Source organism: uncultured Pontibacter sp. (assembly GCF_947502515.1).
Lineage (GTDB): Bacteria > Bacteroidota > Bacteroidia > Cytophagales > Hymenobacteraceae > Pontibacter.
Window position 1 is genome coordinate 83,078 of sequence record NZ_CANNAI010000006.1, and the last position, 24,917, is coordinate 107,994.

23 protein-coding genes are annotated in these 24,917 nt (G+C 49.5%); 8 read left to right on the plus strand and 15 right to left on the minus strand.

Annotation, left to right across the window (positions count from 1 at the left end):
• Positions 1 to 25 precede the first annotated feature (25 nt).
• The gene (locus tag Q1A54_RS15230; RefSeq protein WP_299989962.1) at positions 26 to 1,042 is read right to left on the minus strand and encodes a PorP/SprF family type IX secretion system membrane protein; all 1,017 of its coding nucleotides are present in this window, start codon (positions 1,040 to 1,042) and stop codon (positions 26 to 28) included.
• A gap of 107 nt (positions 1,043 to 1,149) precedes the next feature.
• Here Q1A54_RS15230 and Q1A54_RS15235 point away from each other — a divergent pair, with 107 nt between their 5' ends.
• Positions 1,150 to 4,173 carry an AsmA-like C-terminal region-containing protein gene (locus tag Q1A54_RS15235; RefSeq protein ID WP_299989964.1) on the plus strand — a complete coding sequence of 1,008 codons (3,024 nt, stop codon included), beginning with the start codon at positions 1,150 to 1,152 and terminating at the stop codon, positions 4,171 to 4,173.
• A 149-nt stretch (positions 4,174 to 4,322) separates the two neighbouring features.
• Entirely contained in the window at positions 4,323 to 5,114 is a 792-nt protein-coding gene (locus Q1A54_RS15240; RefSeq protein WP_299989966.1) for a DUF4382 domain-containing protein, read from the plus strand.
• 137 nt (positions 5,115 to 5,251) lie between these two features.
• Here Q1A54_RS15240 and Q1A54_RS15245 read toward each other — a convergent pair whose 3' ends face one another.
• The 12 genes from Q1A54_RS15245 to Q1A54_RS15300 all read right to left on the minus strand — a co-directional run bounded on the left by Q1A54_RS15245 (position 5,252) and on the right by Q1A54_RS15300 (position 14,334).
• The gene (locus Q1A54_RS15245; RefSeq protein ID WP_299989968.1) at positions 5,252 to 5,728 is read right to left on the minus strand and encodes a DinB family protein; all 477 of its coding nucleotides are present in this window, start codon (positions 5,726 to 5,728) and stop codon (positions 5,252 to 5,254) included.
• A 2-nt stretch (positions 5,729 to 5,730) separates the two neighbouring features.
• On the minus strand, positions 5,731 to 6,132 hold the full coding sequence (locus Q1A54_RS15250; protein ID WP_299989970.1) for a hypothetical protein: 402 nt from the start codon (positions 6,130 to 6,132) through the stop codon (positions 5,731 to 5,733).
• A 200-nt stretch (positions 6,133 to 6,332) separates the two neighbouring features.
• Positions 6,333 to 6,719, minus strand: coding sequence for a diacylglycerol kinase family protein (locus Q1A54_RS15255; RefSeq protein ID WP_299989972.1), 387 nt, complete (start codon positions 6,717 to 6,719; stop codon positions 6,333 to 6,335).
• A gap of 87 nt (positions 6,720 to 6,806) precedes the next feature.
• Positions 6,807 to 7,118 (minus strand): peptide-methionine (R)-S-oxide reductase, encoded by a 312-nt coding sequence (locus Q1A54_RS15260; RefSeq protein ID WP_299989974.1) that lies wholly within the window; start codon positions 7,116 to 7,118, stop codon positions 6,807 to 6,809.
• Between the two features lie 23 nt (positions 7,119 to 7,141).
• Entirely contained in the window at positions 7,142 to 7,537 is a 396-nt protein-coding gene (locus tag Q1A54_RS15265) for a methionine-R-sulfoxide reductase (RefSeq protein WP_299989976.1), read from the minus strand.
• Between the two features lie 105 nt (positions 7,538 to 7,642).
• Positions 7,643 to 8,419, minus strand: coding sequence for an SDR family oxidoreductase (locus Q1A54_RS15270; protein ID WP_299989978.1), 777 nt, complete (start codon positions 8,417 to 8,419; stop codon positions 7,643 to 7,645).
• 138 nt (positions 8,420 to 8,557) lie between these two features.
• A complete protein-coding gene (locus Q1A54_RS15275; RefSeq protein ID WP_299989980.1) occupies positions 8,558 to 9,088 on the minus strand; it encodes a GNAT family N-acetyltransferase in 531 nt (176 codons plus the stop codon).
• Positions 9,089 to 9,138: 50 nt separating this feature from the next.
• Positions 9,139 to 9,660, minus strand: a complete 522-nt coding sequence (locus Q1A54_RS15280; protein ID WP_366915833.1) for a YdeI/OmpD-associated family protein — start codon at positions 9,658 to 9,660, stop codon at positions 9,139 to 9,141.
• Positions 9,661 to 9,679: 19 nt separating this feature from the next.
• Positions 9,680 to 10,546 (minus strand): GIY-YIG nuclease family protein, encoded by an 867-nt coding sequence (locus Q1A54_RS15285; RefSeq protein ID WP_299989982.1) that lies wholly within the window; start codon positions 10,544 to 10,546, stop codon positions 9,680 to 9,682.
• Between the two features lie 114 nt (positions 10,547 to 10,660).
• Entirely contained in the window at positions 10,661 to 11,593 is a 933-nt protein-coding gene (locus Q1A54_RS15290) for a hypothetical protein (RefSeq protein ID WP_299989984.1), read from the minus strand.
• A gap of 515 nt (positions 11,594 to 12,108) precedes the next feature.
• Positions 12,109 to 13,506, minus strand: coding sequence for a class II fumarate hydratase (gene fumC, locus Q1A54_RS15295; protein ID WP_196116604.1), 1,398 nt, complete (start codon positions 13,504 to 13,506; stop codon positions 12,109 to 12,111).
• A gap of 111 nt (positions 13,507 to 13,617) precedes the next feature.
• Positions 13,618 to 14,334, minus strand: a complete 717-nt coding sequence (locus tag Q1A54_RS15300; protein ID WP_299989987.1) for a hypothetical protein — start codon at positions 14,332 to 14,334, stop codon at positions 13,618 to 13,620.
• A gap of 267 nt (positions 14,335 to 14,601) precedes the next feature.
• On the opposite strand from Q1A54_RS15300, the gene Q1A54_RS15305 reads away from it, so the two are divergent.
• The 6 genes from Q1A54_RS15305 (at position 14,602) to Q1A54_RS15330 (ending at position 24,068) form a co-directional block, all read left to right on the plus strand.
• Positions 14,602 to 17,538, plus strand: coding sequence for a CHASE domain-containing protein (locus Q1A54_RS15305; RefSeq protein ID WP_299989989.1), 2,937 nt, complete (start codon positions 14,602 to 14,604; stop codon positions 17,536 to 17,538).
• Positions 17,539 to 17,602: 64 nt separating this feature from the next.
• Positions 17,603 to 18,988 carry a DNA repair protein RadA gene (gene radA / locus Q1A54_RS15310; protein ID WP_196116620.1) on the plus strand — a complete coding sequence of 462 codons (1,386 nt, stop codon included), beginning with the start codon at positions 17,603 to 17,605 and terminating at the stop codon, positions 18,986 to 18,988.
• 194 nt (positions 18,989 to 19,182) lie between these two features.
• A complete protein-coding gene (locus tag Q1A54_RS15315) occupies positions 19,183 to 20,598 on the plus strand; it encodes a TlpA disulfide reductase family protein (RefSeq protein ID WP_299989992.1) in 1,416 nt (471 codons plus the stop codon).
• Between the two features lie 205 nt (positions 20,599 to 20,803).
• Positions 20,804 to 21,991 (plus strand): hypothetical protein, encoded by a 1,188-nt coding sequence (locus tag Q1A54_RS15320; RefSeq protein WP_299989994.1) that lies wholly within the window; start codon positions 20,804 to 20,806, stop codon positions 21,989 to 21,991.
• Positions 21,992 to 22,079: 88 nt separating this feature from the next.
• A complete protein-coding gene (locus Q1A54_RS15325) occupies positions 22,080 to 23,102 on the plus strand; it encodes an SPASM domain-containing protein (protein WP_299989996.1) in 1,023 nt (340 codons plus the stop codon).
• Positions 23,103 to 23,141: 39 nt separating this feature from the next.
• Positions 23,142 to 24,068: a mechanosensitive ion channel family protein gene (locus Q1A54_RS15330; protein ID WP_299989998.1), complete on the plus strand. Its 927-nt coding sequence runs from the start codon at positions 23,142 to 23,144 to the stop codon at positions 24,066 to 24,068.
• A 56-nt stretch (positions 24,069 to 24,124) separates the two neighbouring features.
• Here Q1A54_RS15330 and Q1A54_RS15335 read toward each other — a convergent pair whose 3' ends face one another.
• Positions 24,125 to 24,463 (minus strand): hypothetical protein, encoded by a 339-nt coding sequence (locus Q1A54_RS15335; RefSeq protein ID WP_196116639.1) that lies wholly within the window; start codon positions 24,461 to 24,463, stop codon positions 24,125 to 24,127.
• Between the two features lie 216 nt (positions 24,464 to 24,679).
• A complete protein-coding gene (locus Q1A54_RS15340; RefSeq protein ID WP_299990000.1) occupies positions 24,680 to 24,856 on the minus strand; it encodes a FeoB-associated Cys-rich membrane protein in 177 nt (58 codons plus the stop codon).
• Between the last annotated feature and the right edge of the window lie 61 nt (positions 24,857 to 24,917).

Consider the following 24,917-nt stretch of genomic DNA (forward strand, 5'->3'; position numbering starts at 1 on the left):
ATTTAACGTGCAATTATAACTAAATTCAGAATGCCGGACAAACAATGTTATGGTTTATTTTGGACGATCGACGGCCTGTGAACAAATTATTTAAGTTAAGTTGTTCAAAAACGAGCGAAATTTCATTCGCGCCACCCGCCTGTCTGCCAAATCCCTTCACTCCCACGTCGTGGCTGAAGCCGATACGGAGCCTGTTCAGGCTGATGCCTGCTATCACTCCTAAACTCTGATCCTGGTCTGTGCCAGTTGCAGGTACTCCTTTATATATTACACCTAACGCCAAAGGTGAATAGATAGTATACAAGGCTAAATCAATACGATTAAAATTTTGCTGATGTGTAAAATTCAGCGCCGGACTTATGCTAAACTCAGCATTCCTGCGTCTTAAACCGGTATCTAGGTAGAACTTGTAACCGGCATTTGCTACAAAGCGCAACGGCAGCCTGGTCGTTTCGTCAAAACCATAGGATGGCTGGTTGAGGTGCGACACGTTCAGCCCGGCCCAGAAATTGTTATTGTACAAGATCGTGCCCACAGCAAAGCTCACATAGTTGGTTGGATCGAAATAATGGGCCTCTGCAGAAGTAAGAGCGGTTTGCCCAAAATCAGTTAGCTGATCGCCGAAGACCAGGTTGTCGTAATTTACACGCAGTGAGGCTATAGATGTTTGAAGGCCTCCTGCAAAAGCCAGGTTGTCGGTAAGGCGGGTATGATAGGCGTAAGCCAGAGCGGCCTGCAGTTTTTGCAATCCGCCAATACCGGCGCGGTCCTGCTGCAGTACCATCCCAATTGCACTTTTGGTGCCTTCAAAGCGATAGTCGGCAGAGACCTGATTGGTAATGAAGGATCCGTTGAGCGATGGCCATTGGTTGCGGTGGGCAACAGATACGCTCCAGTCGCGGCCCAGTCCGCTGAAGGCAGGGTTCAGGTATAGCCGGTTCGCGTACTGCTGAGTGAAGTGCGCATCCTGTGCTACAGCCAGGCCAGCGCTCAGCAGGTATAGGGCAAAGAGAAAAAAATATTTTATCCGGGCTGTAGGCATACCTTATAAGACCCTAAAACGGTTATAGTTTTAGAGCTAGTGTAAATTCTGCATGGTTTTAGCTATAAAATTATATAGCTTAGCTTTTACTAAACGCAACCATCTATATGAAAAAAGTAGTTATTGGTTTCTTCGTCTTTCTGGCGGTGCTGCTGGCAGCGGCGGCGCTGGTGCCTCTGCTCTTCAAAGATAAAATTAAAGAGGCCCTGGACAAAGAGATCGCCAAGAATATCAATGCATCTGTGATATACGCGACAGATGATGTAAGCCTTTCCCTTTTCAGAGATTTCCCGAACATGTCATTGGGTGTAGAGAACCTGCTGGTCGTTGGCCAGGATTCTTTTGCGACCGACACACTGGCGAAGGTCCCTTCTTTCCGGATGGGTCTGGATCTGATGAGCGTGATCAGTGGCAACCGTGTTAAGGTTAACAACATCAAACTTGACGACCCGACTATCCGCCTGCTGGTACTCAAAAGTGGCAAGGCAAACTGGGATATCTTCATTACGGATACCACTACAACCGCCGAGGCCGATACAACTGCCAGTGATTTCCGTATGGCAATCAAGCGGTGGGATATCAACAACGGAACACTTTATTATGATGATCTGAGCATTCCTTTCGGGTTGGCAGCCTATAACGTGCGCCATACCGGTAGCGGCGACTTTGAAAAAAGTGTATTTGACATGGAGTCCAGCACGCAGGCCGAGCGCTTCGTGATGACTTATGATGGCGTGAATTATATAGAGAATGCTGTGCTGGACGCTGATGTGACCATGGAAATGGATCTTGATCAGTACCTCTATACCTTTAAAGATAATAACATCCGCATCAACGAGCTGCCTGTGCAGTTTGCCGGTACGATACTGATGCCAGAAGACGATATTGACCTGGATCTGACTTTTAAGGCTGTGAACACAGATTTCCGTAGTGTGCTTTCGGTGGTGCCGGGTATGTTCAAAGAGGACTTTAAGGATATCAAAACAGAAGGCAACCTGAGTTTCGACGGCTATGTGAAGGGCAGGTATAACGAAACCTCGATGCCTGGATTTGGAACCGAGCTAAAAGTGGTGGACGGTATGTTCAAATATCCAGACCTGCCACAGGCTGCCCGTAACATCAACGTAGACATGCGCGTCGACAATCCGGATGGTGACATGGAAAACACGGTGGTGGATGTGCGCCGCTTCCACATGGATATGGGTAAGAACCCGGTAGATGCTCGTGTGCTGGTGAAAGGTATGGAAGTAATGCAGGTGGATGGCAACGTGAAAGCCAGCATCGATCTGGACGAGATGACCAAGGTGTTCCCGATAGAAGGTATGACGCTGCGTGGCCTCCTGAGGGTGGACGCAGACGCCAAAGGTACCTACAGCGAGAAGAGCATGCCGGTGATAGACGCTGACATGCGCCTGACCAATGGCTTTGTGAAATCTGCTGACTTCCCTGCTCCTATCCAGAATCTGAATGCGGTGGTCAACATCCTGAACAAGACAGGCAACACCGACGATACCCGAATCAACATAGAGCGCTTCAATATGACGCTGGACGGTGAGCCGCTGGAAGGCCGCATGCTGGTTCAAGGTATAGAACATCCCGCTTTCGATGGCCAGATCAAAGGTATACTGGACCTGGAGAAACTCACTAAGATCTTCCCGCAGGAAGGTATGACCGTGACAGGCCGCATCAATGCCAACGTGGCTGCTAAAGGCAAGATGTCTGATATCGAAGCTGAAAGGTATAACAACGTGACGGCCAATGGTACCATGGGCATCAGTAACCTGAACTTTGTGAGCACGGATATGCCGCAAGGTATAAGAATCAGCAAAGCAGACGCCGTGTTCAACAATGAGCGTATTCAGCTGAATGACATGAACGGCTTCCTGGGTAAAAGCGATTTCAGAGCCAGTGGCTCGGTATCGAACTACATAGGCTATGCTATGGCCGAGAACCAGTCGCTGCGTGGCAATTTCAACCTGAGCTCCAACACCTTTAATGTGAACGAGTGGATGGTGGACGAGAACACCGGCCAGACAACTACCGCTGCCAACGAAGCTGAAGGCGTGGTAGAGGTGCCGGACAACCTCGATATCACGCTGAACGTGGATGCCAAGCAGGTGCTCTATGACAACCTGAAGCTCAACAATGTGGGTGGCCGTGTGCTGATCAAAGATAAGGTAGCCAGACTGGAGTCTGTGAAGTTCAACACATTAGGAGGTACTTTCGTGACCAGTGGCAGCTATAATACGCAGAACCTGAAGCAGCCGCTTTTCGATATGCGACTGGATGTGCAGAACCTGAGCTTCAAGGAAGCCTTCAATGCATTCAACACGATCAAAGTGATTGCTCCTATCGCAGGTCTGCTGGACGGTACCTTCTCTACCAAGTTTAATTTTGCAGGTGAGATCGGGCAGGATATGACACCGGTGTTCAATACGCTGGATGGCTCAGGTATAATCGATGTGGTGAAGGCTGCTGTGCGCGATGTGAAGATTGTGGACCAGATCAGTAGGCTGACGAACTTTGATGAACTGCGAACCTTTGTTGTTGAAAACAAGCGCATCGATGCCCAGATCATAGACGGTAGCCTGGTAATTCGTCCGTTTGACCTGAAAGTGGGCGATGTGGATATGACCGTGGGTGGCTCCAACAACGTGAACGGCAACATTGACTATGTCACCGCACTCAATGTACCGGCTGGCAAGATAGGCCGTGAGCTCAATACTCGACTAGGTAGCCTGATTGGCAATGAAGCCTTAAAGACTTCTGATCGAATTACACTGAACCTGAACATTGGAGGTACACTCTCTGAGCCACGTGTGGCTTTGGCGGGTGGCAGTGCCAAGGGACAGGCCAAAGATTTGGTAGAAAGCGTTGTGAAGAGCAAAGTAGATGACGCTAAAATGCAACTGGAGCAGAAGAAGCAGCAGGTGCAGGACAGCGTACGCAACGAACTTGAAAGAAGAAAGACGGAAGCTGAGGACAAAGCCCGTCAGGAACTGGAGAAGAAACGACAGGAAGCTGAGCAGCAGATTAAAAAGCAGGCAACAGACAAGATCACCGATTTCCTGAAACCGAGAACCAAACCAGCTACACAGCCAGCTAAGCCTGATACTACTAAAGTTCAGTAGTAATACCTTATAACATTGTATAGGCTGCTATGCTTAGCTTAGCGGCCTATATTTTTTTATAGCTATATACTTTTGTGCAACTTTATCCCGTTTATTCGTATAATGGTTGCTATTTAGCACCGAAGTGGTTTAAACTTAATCCAATTTCTATGAGAACTAAATTCTTGATTCCTTTTTTGATGAGTGGCCTGGTATGGTTTAGCTCCTGCGACAGCGACTCCGACAGCAATGGTACCGCCCGTATGGAGGTGCGCATGACGGACGCGCCGGGTGACTATGAAGAGGTGAACGTGGACATACGCTCCGTGCAGATCCACAAAGAGAATACTGACAGTGAAAGCGGCTGGCTCACACTCGACGAGATCAACCCAGGTATATACAACCTGCTTGATTTTGCCAACGGACGTGACACACTGCTGGCTTCTGCTAACCTACCGGCTGGTACTATTTCACAGATCAGGCTGGTACTAGGCGAGAATAACTCCGTGAAACTGAAGAATGGCACTGTAGTCGATCTGAAGACGCCAAGTGGACAGACTTCAGGGGTAAAGTTGCAGCTGAACGCCGATCTGAGAGAAGACGTGACCTACGTGGTACTGCTGGACTTCGACGCAGCCAAATCGGTTGTGGCCAGAGGCAATGGGCAGTATAACCTGAAGCCGGTTATCCGAACCGTGACGCAAGCTATAGCAGGTGCTATTCAAGGTAGAGTAACACCTGCCGATTTAAAGCCGGGCATCTATGTAATCTCTGCTGCGAATGACACTATCGGTGGATTTGCCAATGAAAACGGTGACTTCCTGATTAAAGGTGTGAGAGCAGGCACTTATACCGTTAAGTTCTATACCGAGAATGACGAGCATAATAAAACAGTCGAAAACGTGACCGTAGCGCAAGATCAGGTTAAAAACATTGGCACGATCGATCTGATGGCCGAGTAATCCTGGACAACAACCTGCTTGGCAATAGCCAATAAATTAAAATCAACCACACATAAAAAGGGAGCCCTTCATAGCGAAGGGCTCCCTTTTTATGTGTGCAGTATAATTTCTTCTGCCGTAAAACTTCTGTTGACCAATTAGTATACTTGGCCCATGAGCTCACGCACGTACGTCACGTAATCAGTGTTGGGCGGGTTATGGCCGTTCTTGCGCAGGTCAGTAGCTACCTGGGCACGGTGGTAAGTAGCGTGGTTGAAGGCGTGCGTCAGTATATCAAGTACGCGAGTGCTATACTTGTGGCCCTGGCTGTTGGTATAATCGATCAGGCGGTTAAACTCGTCTTCATCGGACTTGGCTACCAGCTCGGCTATTTTATAAGAGGCGTACTGGTGCAGCTTATGGAGCTCCTCCAGCGTGTGTTCCTGCCATACCTTCACGGGACTTTCGGTGCCGGTGATGCGGGCGATCCAGATGGCCTGCGCATTGAGGGCGTGGCTGAATAGGCGGCCCGAGTTAGAAGGCACCTCTGGCAGCGTGTCGAATACATCCAGCATCGTCTGGTTTGCCCAGATGTTATATTCCGAAAGGTTCTTTAATACGTCGTTTCCAGTCATCTTTAATTATATTCTCTTTTATCTTCCCAAATTAAGGTCTCGTTTGTGCGTGCATCTACAAAGTCCGGGCAGCGGCCGTCGCCTTCACCCGTAATGCCGCCCTCAGGCTCACACAGCAGGTTGCCATCGGTGTCGTATACTTTGGCAGGAATGTCGCAGCAACGGCTGGTCAGGTAGTAAACTTCCTGCTCATTATAGGTATAGCGGTATACCTTGGCAGGCGGATTGGCCACCTCTTCCTCTTCCAACTCTCTGATAAGCTCGCTTAGCCAGCCCGTTGGGGTGTCACGTTCCTGCTCTACTTCAGTAGTAACTGCTGCTGGCTCCTCTGTCGTCCGACAACTTACCGAAGCGATCAAAACGGAGAAGGCAAGCACCCACTTGACGGTTTTTAATAGAAGCATAGCGTTCACTTTTTTCAAACGGTGCGCAAAGGTAGGTATTTATGGTTAAACACTGGTCATGCTGTGGTATTATACCTAATGCTGTCAGTACAAAGAGTACCCCTCCAGGTATAGCGAAACGACCAGCAGGATTATATCAAACTAAGCCCTGGCATTATGAGCAGGTCTATGTTTCCGGTTTGTCCCTTTATTTGCGCCAATTACAATTCAGTGTTTACGTAGTCGACCCAATAAGGTATGAAGATGAACAGCCCAACAGCCACGGAAGTAATAGCAGCCATCAGCACACCACCGGCAGCTAGGTCCTTGGTTTTGCCAGCCCATATATTTTGCTCCGGCGACACTAGGTCGGTAAGCGTTTCGATGGAGGTATTGAAGATCTCGGCCATCCAAACCAGGCCGATGCAAAGTATAAGCAGGCACCACTCCACCCGCGTGACTTCAAATCGGTAGGCCATGACCAGCACGATGACACTGGCTAACACGTGCAGGTGCATGTTCGGCTCGGATCGGAATACGGCTGTCATGCCTTTAAAAGCAAACCGGAAACTGTTATAGCGACTTCTAATAAACGAGGGTCGGCTCATATGGGAATATATCAGGGTGAGAATATTCAGTTTCTGCTATAATATACTGAAGATACAGGTATAAAGTTAAGAGGCAGCCCCGCCTTGCTATTCTGCAAAACGGATGGCTGCCTGATTAATACAGTAACGAAGCTGTGTGGGAGTGCGTGAATCTTCGAATAAGTGGCCCAGGTGCTGGCCGCATTTGCTGCACAGCAGTTGCGTGCGCTCCCGGTCATACGTGCGAAGCTCCTTGTGGATAATATGGTCATCAATCTGTGCCCAGAAGCTTGGGAAGCCGGAACCTACCTCAAATTTCTTGCTGGCATCAAACAGCGCAAGGCCGCAACAGGCACAGACGTAGGAGCTGGTTTCATGTGCCCGATCCGCTGCCGATACCTGTTGTCTGTGCCTGAACATTTGCTTAGGGCTATACCTGCGGTTTACTTCTCCAGGTCTTCGACCGGTACAAATTTCATAGAGAGGGAATTAACGCAGTGGCGGATATTTTTCGGGGTAAGGTACTCCCCTTCAAACACGTGCCCCAGGTGACCGCCACAGTTGGCGCAAACAATCTCGGTACGGTATCCGTCCGGGTCAGGTATACGCTTCACAGCACCCGTTATTTCATCATCAAAGCTTGGCCAGCCGCAGTTCGACTCAAACTTGTACTCAGAGGTATACAGCGGTGCATTGCAGCGGCGGCACAGGTATACGCCCTCCCCCTTAAAGTTATTGTACTCCCCGGTGCCCGGGTATTCGGTGCCCTTGCGCACGATGATGCGCTCTTCGTCCGGTGTCAGTTGGTTATACTCAGAGGGATCTTTCGCGATTTTCATAAGCTCATTAGTAATTAAGTTGTGTATACGAAGGTATACAAATAACGCACCGCAAGACCTTGCCATGACAGGATGGCGCACGCTTACTGTACAGGCGGGCAAATGCTATGCACCCTGCCCCACATGCTGCGACAGACCACCATCCATAAAGTAGCTCGATCCGGTAACATAATCTGAGTCAGAAGAAGCCAGAAACAGCGCTACCTTGGCGATCTCCTCGGGTTTGCCCGCCCGCTTCATCGGGATGTTCTGTTCACTTTCCTGACGGGCCTCTTTGTCATCTACCGCCTCTTGGTTCATGGGGGTCAGGATCATGCCGGGGCAAATGTTGTTTACGTTGATGCCATCTTCTGCCAGTTCCAGCGCCAGGGTGCGGGTAAGGTTGCGCACGCCCGCCTTGGAAGCGCAGTAGTCTGCCGTACCCGCAGACACGATCTCCTCGTGCACCGACGACACATTGATGATCTTACCTTTTCCACCATTCTGTTTGCGGTGCCTGATAAAAGTGCGGCAGCAGAAGAAAGTACCGTAAAGGTTGGTCTTGATCGTCCTGTCGAAAACTTCGGTGTCCATGTCGGCTACGTTGATGCCAGAGCCGTTTACTGCCGCGTTATTCACAAGTATATCGATGGAATCGAACTCTTTCAGGGTCTGCTCAAAGAGCTTTTCCACAGCCTGCTCATCGCTGATATCCACCTGCAGCACCAAGCCTTTGCGGCCGTGCTTCTTTACTTCGCTCAACGTTTCTTCAGCACCTTCCTTATCGGTGTGGTAGGTAACCACTACGTCAGCTCCTTCTATGGCGTATTCAATTGCGGTGGCCTTTCCAATGCCTGAGTCAGAGCCGGTGATCAAGGCAACTTTGTTTTTTAGTTTGTCCATTGCTTAGGTTTTAGAGGTATGGATATAAAGCATACGTAATCATACTTGTGGTAATGGCAGATGGTTGTGATGCTGTGGAAAGCAAGTTGAAGGGAGTCTAAACAGGTACGTGAACGGAAGCAGCCAGATAGGCGAAAGCTACTGCGGCAGCCGGTAGATGAGCGGGTGCCGATTGTTTATAAAGTGCGCCGCAGTTTCGGCTGAAATGGCAGCTGGGTAAGTCATGAGCAGCAATGTAAGTGGCTTTAGACCCGGGTAGTAAGGAGGCTGTTGGTAGAAGTGATCATTCAGTATAAAACCGCTCTGCTCATAAAACCGGATACGGCGCTGCTGAATTTCTTCGAGCGGTGGCTCTACTTCTAAAAGCACAGGCCTTGTATTGCGACTTGTGAAGGCCTCCAATATAAGTTTGCCATAGCCCCTGCCGCGCAAAGCCGGAACCGTGGCAAAGTGCTCGATGTAGCGTACCTCCTCAAAGCTCCACCACAGCAGTATACCTACCAGCGCATCCTCCCGCAGTATCAGCTCAAAATGGTAGCTGGCATGGGACATGATGTCGAGTTGCCAGTGCAAGGGGCGTCGCTCTTCCAACGGGAAAGACTGCTCGTACAGCTCCCAGGCTTCTTCAAAGAGATGGTGTGATGCGTTTATTAATCGGAGATGCTCCATCTGGATTAGCTGTAAAGCGATAGCCTTTTCTACTGCAGCAAAGCTAAGTACTACTTTTGGTGTAGTTTCTGATTGTTCAGCAGTTTTTGGATCGTCTGGACAATGCGTTCCACTTTGGTCTCGTCGGTTTTGGCAGCATATACCCAGTCCACTATGGCTTTCTGCTCGCCATCGGTACACTTCAGGAATTTTTGGTAGGCATTGGGTTCGTCCTGCAGGCAGAGTAACAACTCTTCGGGCACTTCCTGCAGTGTGTTGTCAGCGTATAGTGTTACCCGGACCCAATCACCCGCCTCCTTCTTTATCTTCTTCCGGATCTCAGCCTTTACAGACAGGAAAAGCTGCCCATTCCCCATCGGCATCAGGTGAAAGCCTTTTATTTCGTAACTATCGATGGTGCCCCTCACCCTGACCCAGTTGAAATAGGTGTGCTTGTCAGGTAATACCTCAGGTATAGCCGCATAGGTCCAGCCGCCTTTGCCCGGGAATTTCTCGAGCAGGTACAGTTTATCGGTGAGGGGTTGGGGCATGATAGAGTTGATGTATTTATTGTATATGCTTTTGGGAAGCATAATTTGGTTTAGATAATTGCTATGAGACAAAGTCTGTGGTAGCATCTACTCTGTATACTTCATCAATTGTCTTATTATCTTTATTCTTCCATTCGGTCCATCCATTGGCTCGTCGTCCAAGTACGGCAGCAGCTGCAGCACTGGGTGAACCAAAAATAAAGTCTTCTGCAAAAATTAAAACATCATTGTCTAGAATTAGAATTTTATCATCGAGTAATTTCTTTCGCATCCCAGTTACCCAGCTACCTGCCGTCTTCGTTTCTTCTTTATTAGCTACAGATCCTTTTAAAACAACAAAACCATCATCAACCATTTCACCCTGAGCCATTGCATTTTTACCTTTACAGAAAAGAATTTCTCGCTTGTTTGTAGAGGGCTGTCTTATTTCTTCGAAGATAGGGAAGCCAAGTGTAGACAAAAGCACTTTGATTGTGTCGAAATTATCAAGTAAGTCAGCTTCCATACTTTCTGTTATGTATGGCTTTGCAGGCGTTGCTAAATTATCTGTATCATATCTGCCGATTTCATTTGCAGTTTTTATACAAATATGTTCTAAATACTTTACATGAGATTTGGTAAACGTATTAGACTTAGACGTAACTACAACAGCATAATTCCAAAAGTCTTTGACTTTATTATGCATTTTAAGTCGCTCAAAACAGTCTTCCGTTTCGCCTATATAGGAAATAGGTCTTGCCTTATCTTCATTAACTCCAAATAGGAAATAAACTCCAGATTTCCTGACTTCCGGTCTTACTCCAGAATCTGTTAGCTTTTTCCTTGGAATTAGAACAGCTACAATCATTCTGTTGGTCAGGTCTGCGATCTTAATACTTGTTGGATTACCATCTGGTAAAAAGATCTGGATTGTCTGTGGCCTACTCATAATGATGGAGTTTGTTTAGAGCTGAGCTATAAATATAGCAAAAGCTACTTAGACTTTATAAACAAGAAAAGCAGCCCTTTGCAGAGCTGCTTTCCAGTTTACTATATTCCAATCTTACTCTTCTAATTTAAGTGGGTAATCCGTGCAGCGGGCCTCTACTACTCTGAAGTTGCCATACTGTTTCTTGAGTGAAGCAGTAGGGTCTGCGTTTACTGGTATAAGCTGCTTGTCACGGCGCTGCGTTTCGATCTGGAGCGTCTCGCCTAAAGCATTGGCCTCTGTGGCTGCGATCTTGAACATGGTGCCGGGCTTCATGCCCTTTGCTTCAAAAATTACGTTGCCTCTGCCTCTCTGGCCATTTTGCTTTGACTTAACGGTGACGTTGGCAGGCTGCTGACCGGTGTACTCCAGCCACAGGGTATGCACCTCCTGGTAGCGGGCATCATCATAGCGCCCCTGCCCTTCTACGCACAACTGCAGACGAGCCACAGCACCAGAACCTACTTTGCTACGCTCATCTCCGAAGGTGACAATAGCTTTAGCCACATTAGGTATATTATTGAAAGACACGATCACAGTTGAGTTCTTCTCTCCTGTCGGAATCTCCTTACTTTCTAGCAATTGTCCGTTGCGGCTGTAAAGCTCTACTTTAGAACCTTTGTCTTCGGCGGCAATATCTGTGAAAACCATGGTCTTCATGGTAACGGTGCTCACAGGAGAGAAGTCAAGTATCAGCCGGCCACCTTTGCGGTTGGCCTGCTTGCCAGAGCCATCGCCTACCGTCAGCAGACCTGTCATGGCCATCATGTTGGCATCCATTCTGTTTACAAGGTCAGTGGCGGGATCGTGCGCGTCGAGCAAAAGGGCCTGCGTCTCTTGCAGGTATTTGCCATTGTGTCCTCTTTTCTGAGCCTTCACAATCATCACAGCGCCGTCCTCCTCTATTACATCGGCAGTGCGGGGCAGGGTACCTTCGCCAAAAGACTGCACCAGGTTACAGGTTGTCGGGTCGTAGCCAATTAGGTTATCGTCTTGAGTAACGGCCATGGGTTCTGCAAAGTCATGCTCATTGTTGCGCTCACACGAAAAAAGGAAAAGACTGGCAAAAGCTATGGCGAGAGTTCTTGTACTGAATGCTTTCATAGGAAATAAACTAGGGTGAAAAATAAATACAATGCAGTCTGTGAACCGATCACAGGTATACACATATAAATTGTATTATATATTGTTAATTGATTTAATTAATATTAAGCGAAGGCGAACCTTTTGCAATGCGGTCCGACTGACCGGAATGTCTGTTTTTATAACACGAGGGGATAATCCACTGATTTGAAGCTTCTGAATTGGAATACGTGACATCTTTCAGAACGGTTTGTGGAATTGTGCTAAAATTTGAATTTTTTATGATAGGCTACTGGGAAATTGCCCTAAAATTGATTTCTAAAAGGATTCTTTAAATTCAGCAAAGACTGGTAATTTGTGCAGAAATTGATGGCAAATAAAAAAGGCAGCCTTCACAGGGCTGCCTTTTGCTAGTGCGTATGTTGCGTGTTAGGACCTGCTTATTTCTTCAAGCTACCAATCATATCCTCTGGCTTCACCCACTCGTCGAACTGCTCGTTTGTAAGATGACCAAGTTCGATGGCTGCCTGACGAAGTGTAGTACCTTCTTTGTGCGCTTTCTTCGCAATGGCTGCGGCTTTGTCATAACCGATGTGCGGGTTCAGGGCTGTCACCAGCATCAGAGAGTTCTCCAGGTTGTGCTTGATGCGCTCTCTGTTTGGTTCTATACCTACGGCACAATGCTTGTCAAATGAGTCGCAGGCATCACCGATCAGCTGGGCACTCATCAGCAGGTTGTAGATCATCACCGGCTTGAACACGTTCAGTTCAAAATGGCCGTTCATGCCACCTACTGATATAGCTACATCATTGCCGATCACCTGGGCGCAAACCATTGTCATGGCCTCAGCCTGAGTTGGGTTCACTTTGCCTGGCATAATAGAAGAGCCCGGCTCATTTTCAGGTATAAGGATCTCGGCTATACCTGAGCGCGGACCAGAAGCCAGCAAACGGATGTCGTTGGCTATCTTCATCAGCGAAACAGCCAGCTGCTTCAAGGCACCAGAAGTCTCTACCATCGCGTCGTGTGCAGCAAGGGCCTCAAACTTGTTTGGAGCCGTGCGGAAGTCGTGGCCGGCGTACTTCGAGATTTTCTCGGCAACAAGCTCAGCGTAACCAGCCGGCGTGTTCAGGCCTGTACCTACGGCGGAGCCGCCCAGTGCCAGGTCTTTCAGGTGGTCCAGCGTGTTTTCCAGCGCCTTCATGCCATACTCCAGCTGCTTCACGTAGCCAGACAGTTCCTGGCCCAGTGTCAGTGGCGTAGCGTCCATCAGGTGCGTACGGCCGATCTTCACCACATCCATAAACTCTTCTGACTTTGCCTTCAGCGTGTCGTGCAGTTTCTTCACCATTGGGAGTGTATGCTCCACCACTTTTTTGTAAGCGGCAATGTGCATGGCTGTCGGGAAGGTATCATTAGACGACTGTGACTTGTTCACATCATCGTTCGGGTGAATCTTCTTTTTCTCGTCCATCAGGCTGCCGCCCAGCACCACGTGTGCACGGTTGGCCACCACTTCGTTCACGTTCATGTTCGACTGCGTGCCCGAGCCTGTCTGCCATACCACCAGTGGGAACTGGTCGTCCAGCTTGCCTTCCAGGATTTCGTCGCATACCTGCGAGATGATGTCGGCTTTGTCCTGCGCCAGTACACCTAGCTCAGCATTGGCCTGCGCCGCTGACTTTTTCAGGATAGCGAAGGCTTCAATGACCTCTTTCGGCATCTGCTGACCACCGATGGTGAAGTTTTCTTTTGAGCGCTGTGTCTGCGCGCCCCAGTATTTGTCGGCAGGCACCTCAATCGGGCCCATCGTGTCTTTCTCTACGCGAACTTGCATATCGTTTATACTTAGGTTTAAAGGATCAGTTTAACTGTGGCAAAACTACGAAAAATATTCTTTTAAGGCCGCTTTGCAGGTATAATCAAGGTATAGCGCATACCTGCAAGTTTAGCGGATCACACGCTTGCCGGAGCGGTCAGCCATCAGGGCGATCATATCCAGCGAAACAGGCTTTAAGTAGGCTGTGTTTAGCACCGTCTGGTCTTCAAACGTGATTAGGTATTCTCCCTCTGTGCCTAGGTAGCGGATGCTCTCAATGGCGGCGTGCGGGTAAGTGCGTTCCTGATTGAGCAGGTTGGTCACCTGCACCTGGTTTTCGTCCACGTTGACGTGCCAGCGCATGGCAAACCAAAGCACAACCAGCGAGAAACCCAGCATGACGCCAAACAGGATGCTGTAGAGGCGGATGGAACGAAGCCCCTCCTGCTGGCGCAGGTACTGCTTGTACAGGTCATAGTCCTGGTTGAGCAGCGTGCTTTGTGAGAGTCGGAGCGGTAGCAGCGCCACGGTGAGGCCTAACAGCAGGCCTGGCGCAAAGAAAGCCTTGAAATTAGGTGTCATTACGAACATCTGCTCAGAAGACAGGTGCAGAATGCTGGAGAGCATGGCCAGCGCCCCGGAGAAAAAAACGGACAGCACCGAAGCGAATACAAAGTAGGCCAAAGTTAACTGCCACTCTTTCTTTTGCAGGTAGCGGGACTCGTCAGCACTTAATTGAGCCTGCTGCCCTGCCGGCGACAGCCGGCGTAGCGCATAACGGAGCACAGGTAGCAATATGGCCACGGCTATGAAACTCAACAGCAGGCTTTTCAGAATATCTATCATGGTCAAAAGGTATTTGGCGTAAAATTAACACGCAATACCCAATTTACGGCAGAAAAACAGCAGTATCCACTTAATAAGTGATAGTTCGGACATAAAGGAATGACATGGCATGACTTACTGCAGCGGTCGGATAATAAGCCCCTGAAATGTTGCAGGAGATACAATATTTTAGTTATTTTTGATGACCTAAACATTGAACTAAGTGCTTCTGCCGGCCGTTGTTTTGCGCAAGGCCGGTGTTTTTTTGAATAGCCTGTTCATTTATCTATGAAACTTTCCAATCTCGTAGCGTTTGTCAGGGAGTATCTGATCGCGATCTCATCTTTTCTGCTTATCTTTTTACTCACGCTTTTTATTTATTCAGAGACGAAAAAGAAAGCACTGGAGCGCAACGAGAAACTCTTTGAACTAAAAGCTACCCAGGCTACCCAGGCGTTGGAATTGCGCATGCGTGACTATATGCAGATCCTGGTGGGTGCCAAGGCCCTTTTTGTGGCTTCCGACACAGTGACCCGCGAAGACTGGGAGCAGTACTACAGCACACTCAAGCTTGAAGAAAACTACCCCGGCATTCAGGGAGTAGGCTATGCCCATATTGTAAAGCCCAATGAGCTGCCCGCTCATGTTTCCCGCCTTCGTAAAGAAGGCTTTAAAGACTTTGCCATCCGTCCGGAAGGGCAGCGGCCTATCTACACTTCCATTATTTACCTGGAGCCCCTTGATACGCGTAATCAGCGGGCCATTGGCTTCGATATGTTTAGTGACTCGGTGAGGCGCTCAGCTATGCAAATGGCCCGCGACACCCGCAAGCCTGCCATGTCAGGCAAGGTGAAGCTGGTGCAGGAGACAGGCGTGGATGAGCAATCTGGATTTCTGATTTACCTGCCCATCTACCAGGACAATGCCGAGCCCGAGGCTATAAAGGAGCGGCAGCGGCTGATCGAGGGTTTTGTGTATAGCCCTTTCCGGGCCAAAGACCTGATGATGGCCATCTGGGGGAGCAACTTTAATGACCTGGATATTGAGGTATACGATGGCAATCGCTTAGGGGAGAATGACGTGCTTTACAGCACAGGCGAGGAGCTGTATTTTCATGCAAATAAAAAGCGTGAGCTTGATATGCTAAGCACACTCAGTATAGGTAACCATACCTGGCGCGTGTATTGCTCTGCCAAGCCGTCGTTTGTGCGCTCTGCCGATACGGAGCTGCCTTACTTTATTTTGCTGGGCGGTACGATCATCAGTTTGCTCATGTTCTTCATTATCTGGTCGCTCATCAACACACGCCGTTCCAACAGCCTCAAGCAGACTATTACCGACAATGCTACCGCCGCGCTGTTTATCATCGACTCAAACGGCAACTGTACGTTCATGAACCCGGCCGCTGAGGAAATGACCGGCTACGATTTTAAGGAGGTGCAAAATAGATCGTTGCATGAGATGGTGCATCACAGCAGGCCGGACGGTTCACATTACCCAGCAGCTGAGTGCCCGCTTCGTAACGCCCTCCGCAACCGAAAGCTGAAGCAGGCATACGACGAAGTGTTTATCCGGAGAGATGGAAGTTTCTTTGATGTGTCTTGCTCGGTGCATCCGATTGAGGACGGAAGCAGGGATGCTTATGCCATTATTGAAGTACGCGATATTACAGAAGAGAAAAGAGCCCAGCAAGCTATTATCGAGAGCGAGGCCCGTTTCCGCACTATGGCTGACAATGCCCCGGTGATCATCAGCATACTTGACATCTGGAAGCAGAGTGTGTATGTGAACAAACAGTGGCTTGACTTTACAGGCCGCACCTTCGAAGACAGCATAAACTTCGGTTGGCAGCAGGTTATTCACGCGCAGGATGTTGCAGCATTTGAGGAGCAGTATAACCAGGCACAGGCTTCGGAGGCCGGTTTCAGAGCTGAGGTACGCATGCGTCGTTATGACGGACAGTACCGTTGGATGGTAGCGACCTGCACGCCGCGCTTCGGTGCTGATGGTGACTTCCTGGGATATATCAGCTCAACCATCGACATCACCGATATAAAAGAAGCGGACCGCAAGGTGAAGCAGAATGCCGAGCTTCTGCAAAAGCTATTCGTTGAAGTACCTGCATTGGTGGGGCTGGTACGGGCTTCAGACAAGCAGTATCTGTTGGCCAACCCGCTTTACCGTAAGCTCTTCGGCAACCGCTTATTAGTAGGCAAAACGCTGCATGAAGCCCATGCAGAGCTGGCATACCAGGGTATACTGGAAGAGATAGACAAGGTATTCAGTACTGGCACCCATTACGTGGGCAAGGAAGTGCCGCTTATGATTGACCGGCATAACGACGGCAAACTTACCCAGAGCTACTTCAACATGGTGATACAGCCGCTCATGGACGCCAAAGGCAAGCCAGAGGCGGTGCTCATTTTTGCGGTGGAGGTAACAGAGTTGGTTAAGGCCCGCACGAAACTGGTGTCGACAAACGAGGAGCTAAGCCTCAAAAACATGGAGCTGCTGCGCACCAACAATGACCTGGATAACTTCGTCTACACTGCCTCGCATGACTTAAAGTCTCCTATCGCCAACATGGAGGGACTCTCGAACATGCTGCGTGATATACTGGAAGGCAAGTTGGAAAGCGAAGACAAGCAGTTGCTGGATATGCTGGCTGAGGCGATCGACAAGCTAAAGCGCACAATTGCCGACCTGGCTGAAATCACCAAAGTGCAGAAAGGCCTCCACGCCAAAGTAGAGCCGCTGTCGTTTGAGCAGGTGCTACAGGACGTGATGCTGGATATTGACAGCCTGATAAAGGAATCGAATGCGAAGGTAGAGGTTGATTTTCAGATGAAAGATCTGCTCTATGCCCGTAAAAACCTGCGAAGCATCATTTACAACCTGATGTCGAATGCGATAAAATACCGCAAGGCCGAGGTTACTCCGGAGGTGCGCATCAGCACATACCTGGAGGATGATTATGTAGTACTGCAGGTGCAGGATAATGGACTAGGCATCAAAAAAGGCCAGGAGCACAAGCTGTTCGATATGTTTAAGCGCCTGCACAACCATGTGGAGGGTACAGGTATAGGCCTGTATATTGTGAAGCGTATCATCGAAAACAACGGTGGCCGCATAGAAGTAGAAAGTGAGCTAGGCCAGGGCACTACCTTCCGGGTATACTTTAAGCAGGTGCCGGTGCAGGCGCCCTTGCAGTCACAGCAGGTATAGCTTTCAGAATTATTCTAAGAACAAGCCAGCTCTGAGTAAAAGGGCTGCATAGGTATAAAGCGGAATGGCTAAAATTAAAACCTCATATTTCTGCCAGAACTGCGGGGCGCAGTCGGCCAAGTGGATCGGCAAATGCCCTGCCTGCGGCGAGTGGAACACCTACGTGGAGGAAGTGGTGCAGCGCGAGGAACTTACCCCTTCTAGTGTCTGGAAAGTAGGCAATACCAGCAGTTCGGCGCAGGTGGCCAATAAGCCCAAGCCAATTGCTGATATCAGCTACCAGGAGCAGCAGCGAATCCAGACGGTGGACCAAGAGCTGAACCGGGTGCTGGGCGGCGGCATTGTGCCAGGCTCCATGGTGCTTATAGGCGGCGAGCCAGGTATAGGCAAGTCTACGTTGATGCTACAGATCGCCCTGAGCCTGACGGGGCTGCGGGTGCTGTACGTGAGCGGTGAGGAGAGCGAGCACCAGATTAAGATGCGGGCTGAGCGCCTCAATGCACAGACCTCAGACTGCTTTATCCTGACTGAGACAGGCACGCAGAACATCTTCAAGCAAATAGAGCAGCTGCGTCCACAGGTACTCATCATTGACTCCATCCAGACGCTGCACTCTTCTTTTATAGAGGCTGGGGCCGGCAGTGTGAGCCAGGTGCGGGAGTGTACGGCTGAGCTGCTCAAGTTTGCCAAAGAAAGCGGCACGCCCGTTTTCCTGATCGGTCACATCACCAAAGAAGGTAACCTGGCAGGTCCCAAGATACTGGAGCACATGGTAGACACGGTGCTGACGTTTGAAGGCGACCGCCACATGACCTACCGTATCCTGCGCACCTCCAAAAACCGCTTCGGCTCTACCTCAGAGCTAGGCATATACGAAATGCTGGGCACAGGCCTGCGCGAAGTGAGCAACCCATCCGAGATCCTGATCTCACAACGGGAGGACGCTTTCAGCGGTATCGCCATTGGTGCCACGCTGGAAGGTAACCGACCGCTACTGATTGAGGTGCAGAGCCTCGTAACGCCTGCCACCTACGGTACGCCACAACGCACCAGCACCGGCTTCGATGGCAAGCGCCTGAACATGCTGCTGGCTGTATTGGAGAAGCGCGGTGGGTATAGACTGGGCACGCAGGACGTGTTCCTCAACATAGCCGGTGGACTTAAAGTAGAAGACCCGGCGCTAGACCTGGCCGTGTGCGCCTCTATCCTCTCCTCTTTCGAAGACATTGCCATACCTAGCACCTCATGTTTTGCAGCGGAGGTAGGCCTTGGTGGTGAGGTAAGAGCTGTCAACCGTATTGAGAACCGCATTACCGAAGCAGAAAAGCTTGGCTTCCGGGACATTTACATCTCCAAATACAACAAGAAGGGAATGGATCTGAGCAAATTCTCCATCAACGTGCATGCTTTTGGACGTTTAGAGGAAGTGTTTGCGTCACTCTTTGGTTAGAATTGTGCTTTAAACAGGAAGTAGTTCTATCTTTCGTATAATTTCAAGGGCAGTATTGGGAATTGGGATTTTAATCTATAAAATTAATGTTCAGTGCGTTAACTGAAATTTTCGGGCCATGAACGGCAAGCCGAAAATAGAAGCAAGTTGGACTGAAAATTAGATTTTATAAGACACCTCTACCCGCTGTACCTATGAAACGTATGCTTATACTGTTGCTGGCATGTATGCTGGCAACACATTCCTTGTTGGCTCAAGGTACCGTTACGATTACGGGCAAAGTCCAAAAAGGCCAGGAGGATGACATCTTCATCGCCTCTCTCCCCTCTTTATTATTTCCGGAAGAACAGCGCACGTTTGCCGAAATCAATAACGGGCGTTTCAGGCTTGAGCTGCCTGTTAGCAAGCCCCTTACGGTAGAGTTGGTGTACGGCAACGAATCTGCTCCGCTATACCTGGAGCCGGGCTTTGAGCTACAGGTAACGTTTTCTGCTGGCAAAATGCTCAAAACGCTGAAGTACAGCGGGCAGGGTGCGAATGAAAACAACTACCTGACCCTGCATGCCTATCGTTTCGATGAAGAGGAGGACTACCAGACCCTGCCCGACAATGTAAAGCTTTCAGAGAAGGAGTTTCTGCAGTTCCTGGATTATCGCAGAGAAGATCAGCTGGCAATTTTTGAGAAGAGGATAGCAGCGAAGCCAGTAAGCGAGTATTTCAGACAACTCATACTGGCGGAGATTGACTACAGCTACGCCAATGACCGCCTCACCTTTTTTAACATGCGTGAGCTGATGAGGCTACCGGTGCAGCTTACCCCTTCTACAGGCTACTTCGACTTCCTGCAGCAGCTGGACATGGAGCAGCTTGCAAGCCTGGAGGCCATCAGTTTTCCTGCCTTCCTGCGCAATTACATTAAGTTTATAGGAGAGCAAGCCCAGCTGGATGCGGGCGACATCCATTATTATAAAAAGACATACGAGCAGGTGAGCCATACCTTGCAAGGGCAGGCGAAGGTAATGGCGCAGGCCTACCTCATCCGTCAGTCGCTGCAGCAAGGCAATGTGCTGCATGTGCCTGCTATGCTGCAGGACTTTCGCCAACACAAAGCCGTAGCTGACGTGTACGCCACTTTGCTGCAACAGTACGAAAGCCACCCGGGCTTAGGTATAGGCAGCGCGGCTCCAGACTTTAGTCTGCGTGATATAAACGGGCAGTTGGTATCGCTCAGCGATTTTAAAGGCAAGATTGTGTACCTGAGTTTCTGGCGTACTGACTGTGGCCTGTGTATGGTAGAGCAGCCGCATGCGCAGGAACTGGCCCGAAAGCTACAGCCACACGATGTCGTGCTCATCAATATAGGCGTAGATGAGCAAGAGCAGTCCTGGCGCAGTGTGGTGCAATCGAGAGGACTTGGAGGGGTGCAGCTATACCTAAAGGGTCAGGGCCACGAACTGGCTCGTCAGTATGGCCTCAAAGATGTACCGGCTTATTTCCTGATAGACGAAGACGGCACAATTCTGAGCACGAAGCCGCGGCGCCCCATAGACCGCGAAGCCGAAAAGGAAATCCTGCAGCATGTCATGAACAACAGAGCTTCACGCAGGTAATAGCTATACCTGACTATATACAAAGCCACCTATGTGCACGAGCATGGGCGGCTTTCTTTTTGGGTCTAACTTCACCGTTTATGAGAGCATCAATAACCGTGTATTTGTTTAGTGCGTAATTAAAGCCTAGCCCCTTTATGCAAGGGGGTGATAGAAAGGAATTGATTGTTTGAGATATCCTTATTCATTTAACAGCTAGAAAAATATGGCATTAATCAACAAAAACGACATTGAGAAGCTTCTCAATGTACAGAACAACACGAAAGGCGCACTTTGCATCTCTATCTACATACCTACGCACCGAGCTGGCCACGAAACACTGAACGGTCAGGACCACACGCTATTCAAAAACAAACTGAAAGAAGCCCGCATACTACTGGCAAGGCATGATGTGGCCGATGCTGAAATTGACGCTTACCTGAAGCCTGCTGAAGAACTGCTGAATGATACTGGTTTCTGGCGTCATCAGTCTGAAGGCCTGGCTGTGTTTATCACCAAAGGCTTCTCGGCACACTATACCCTGCCGATCACGATGCCGGATGTGGTGTACGTGCTCGACCAGTTCTACTTCACGCCTATGCTCCCGATCCTGAGCCAGAACGGTCGCTTCTTCATCCTGTCGCTCTACCGTGAGCGTATCGGATTCTATGAGGCTACGATCGACCGCATCCGCCAGATCGATATCAGTGCCTTTGCGCCGGAGAGCATGAATGAGGCCCTGAAATTCACAATCAAAGGCAACGATCAGGATTTCCATCACTCCACTACGACGGTGAACGGATCGAACATCGTGCATGGCGCCGGTGCTGTAAAAGGCGACGACGAGCATGACGAAGTGCGTGAGTTCATACACGAGATCGATAATAGCCTGCAGGAAATTCTGCACAACGCCACAGAACCACTGGTACTGGCAGGTGTGGACCACTACTGCGCTTTGTTCCGCAAGTACAGCAAGTATAAGCACATCGTGCCGCAGAATATCAACCTGAATGAAACAGCTGCAGGTATGAGTCCGCAGACCATACACGAGAAGGCGCTGGATGTGATGAAGCCGCTGATGCAGCAGAGCCACACTGACTCGTTGAGCCGCTACGAAAACGTGGCCGGAACAGGCGTAACTTCAGAGGACATTGCCACCGTGGCTGCCGAGGCCGTGCATGGCCGTGTAGACACGCTGTTCATTGCGCCAAGCAGCCCGGTATGGGGACGTTACGATGCCAAGAGCGCCGTAGCAGAGGTGCACAAAGACTACCAGCGCGGCGACGACGACCTGATCAACTTGGCAGCTATCAAGACGCTGGCGCAGGGTGGTAAGGTATACGTGAGCAGCTACAATGGCTTGTCGGAGGCAGGCGATGATAACGGTAGCGTAAAAGCACTCTTCCGTTACTAAGCGAACCTTATTTTTGGCCGTTAGCGCCATAAAGTATAATTTAGTGGGGCAGCCTTTGTGGGCTGCCCTTTCTTTTGCATACCTATACATGAAGCTGCACCTCTCTGATAAGCTCAATTTCCTGTCGAAACTAACGCCACTGCGTGTGCTAAACGCCCTGCAGGTGGCAGGCAGCTACTGGTATGCAAGGGCTTCGCGCAAGGCCGTGCACTGGGGTGATCCGCTCAGTATTTCGTTTGAACCGACCACTTCCTGTAACCTGCGTTGCCCCGAGTGCCCGAGTGGGCTCCGCTCATTCACCAGGCCCACAGGTATGCTACAGGCCGATCTGTTCAAAGACACCATAGACCAGCTGCATAAGCGCCTGCTATACCTGATCTTCTACTTCCAGGGAGAGCCCTACCTGCACAAGCAGTTTCTGGAGCTCGTCAAATACGCATCGGACCGTGGCATCTATACCGCTACTTCTACCAATGCCCACTTTCTCGACAGCGACACCGCCCGCAAAACTGTGGAGTCAGGACTGGACCGCCTGATCGTATCTATAGACGGCACCACACAGGATACTTATGCCTCCTACCGTGTGGGAGGCAAACTCGATAAGGTGCTGGAGGGCACGCGGCAGGTCGTGAAGTGGAAAAAAGAACTGAAGTCACGCACACCGCATATTATGTTTCAGTTTTTGGTGGTGCGACCCAATGAGCACCAGATTTCGGAGGTGCAGGCGCTGGCCGACGAACTTGGTGTGGACGAAGTCGTATTTAAGACGGCGCAGATCTACGATTATGAGCAGGGCTCGCCGCTTATACCTACCATCGACTATTACTCCAGGTATAGGAACAACGGCGATGGCAGTTACTCCATCAAAAACAAGTTGCTTAACCAGTGCTGGAAGATGTGGCACTCCTGCGTCATCACCTGGGATGGGTTGGTAGTTCCCTGCTGCTTTGATAAGGACGCCGAATACCGCATGGGTGACGTGAAAGCGCAAAGTTTCCGGCAGGTATGGCGCAGCCCGGGGTATAACCAATTCCGGAGATCGCTGTTACAGTCACGGGAAGAAATAGAAATGTGCCGCAACTGCACCGAGGGCACACGGGTATGGGCCTAAGCTGTACCTGACGATCAAGTAGAACATTAAATACCGTATATGAACGACATTAACAAAGCGATTGAGTTACTGCTAAGTAAGCTGGAAGGCTGGGGCGAGCATTTGATTTTGATGCTGCCGAACATTGTTGTGGCAGTTATCCTCCTGATAATCACATTTATAGTTGCTCGCTTTATCCGTAATGGGCTCGATAAAGTGATTGGTCGCATCTCACACAGCGCAGCGCTCAATAATCTGATATCTACTATACTATACCTGGCTTTGCTAGCCGTCGGCTTCTTCTTTGTGCTCAGTGTGCTGCAACTCGACAGGGTGGTTATCTCTTTGCTGGCTGGTGTGGGTATCATTGGTCTGGCCCTGGGTTTTGCCTTTCAGGATATTGCCGCTAACTTCATCTCGGGCATCATCATTGCGGTGCAAAAGCCCTTCGGAGTAGGCGATATGATTGAGACCAATGATTATTTTGGAGTAATTGAGCGCGTGTCATTGCGTACGCTGGATATCCGAAAGCCATCAGGTGAGTTGGTAAAGCTGCCTAACAAAATGGTGTTTGAGAACCCGGTGACCAATTATTCGAGTAGCGGTATCCGGCGTCTTGACCTGGATGTGGGGGTGTCCTATGGTGAAGATCTGGAAAAGGTGCAGCAAATTGTAATAGAAGCGTTGCAGGATGTGAAAAATCGTGTGAAGACACGCGATGTAGAAGTGATGTTCGATGCGTTCAATGACAGCTCTATTGACTTCAAAGCCCGCTTCTGGATATCTTATTCCCGCCAGATAGATTTTGTGTCGGCTAAGAGTGATGCAATTATCAAGATCAAGAAGGCTTTTGATGCGAATGATATCATGATTCCATTCCCGATCAGGACGCTGGACTTCGGCATAAAAGGTGGCGAGAAGCTAAACGAGCATTTGGAAGACTTGCAGGCCCAGATGAAGAATGGCCGCAAGATGTCAGATAATTAGGCATAGCAAATACTGCAGTTAAAACAGAAAGGGCCGATCAATCGGCCCTTTCTGTTTTATTTGTCTTTTTTATCGAGGTTCTTGCCAAGGTCTTCTACTTGCTTCAGGAAGTTGTCTACCTTCTCGTCGGCATATGGGCCGTAAGAGTTAGAAATCGTGCCGCGCAAGCCATTGCTGGTTTCTACAGCATACAATATCGACATGTCATCCGGGTCACTTTCACCTTCGAAGCGGTAAAAGTCCACGATGCGTACCTGGTCTGGTCCGAAAGTGTGCTTGTCCTCCATTGTGCAAAGCGTGCCTTCACCCGATACTTTAAAGTCATAGGTATAGCCATCTTTGCGCAGGCGGTTGAGCACATTGACCAGGGATCTTTCTTCTACTTTATCTTGCATAGCGTATAGTTTTAAGGGATGTTCTGTTAAGTATAGAACTATACGCAAAATCAGGCAATGGATACGAAAAAGGGGCTGGAATTATTCAGGAAGCAGGCGCAGGTAGGTATAAGGTGCGATCAATAGAGGCGTCTTCACAGACGCAGGTATGAGGGCTATACCTACGGATGCAGGTGAGGCGTTAAGCCAAAAACCGAGTAGTGGGAATAAAGACGTTTATACCACCTTCTTATCAAGCTCTTTCTGGATCTTGCTGAAGTCGATGGCTGAGCAGCTGCCGCAGCCTTTGGCGCAGCCGGCATTTTTGTTAGGCATAAAACTCCGGTAAATTACCCAGCCCATATAGCCTACCGCTACTGCGAATATCAGGAAAATGATGATTTGCTGTACCATATCGTTCTGCTCTATCAACTATGCAAAGATACAAAAAGTTTAGGGTCCGTTCTTGATTTTA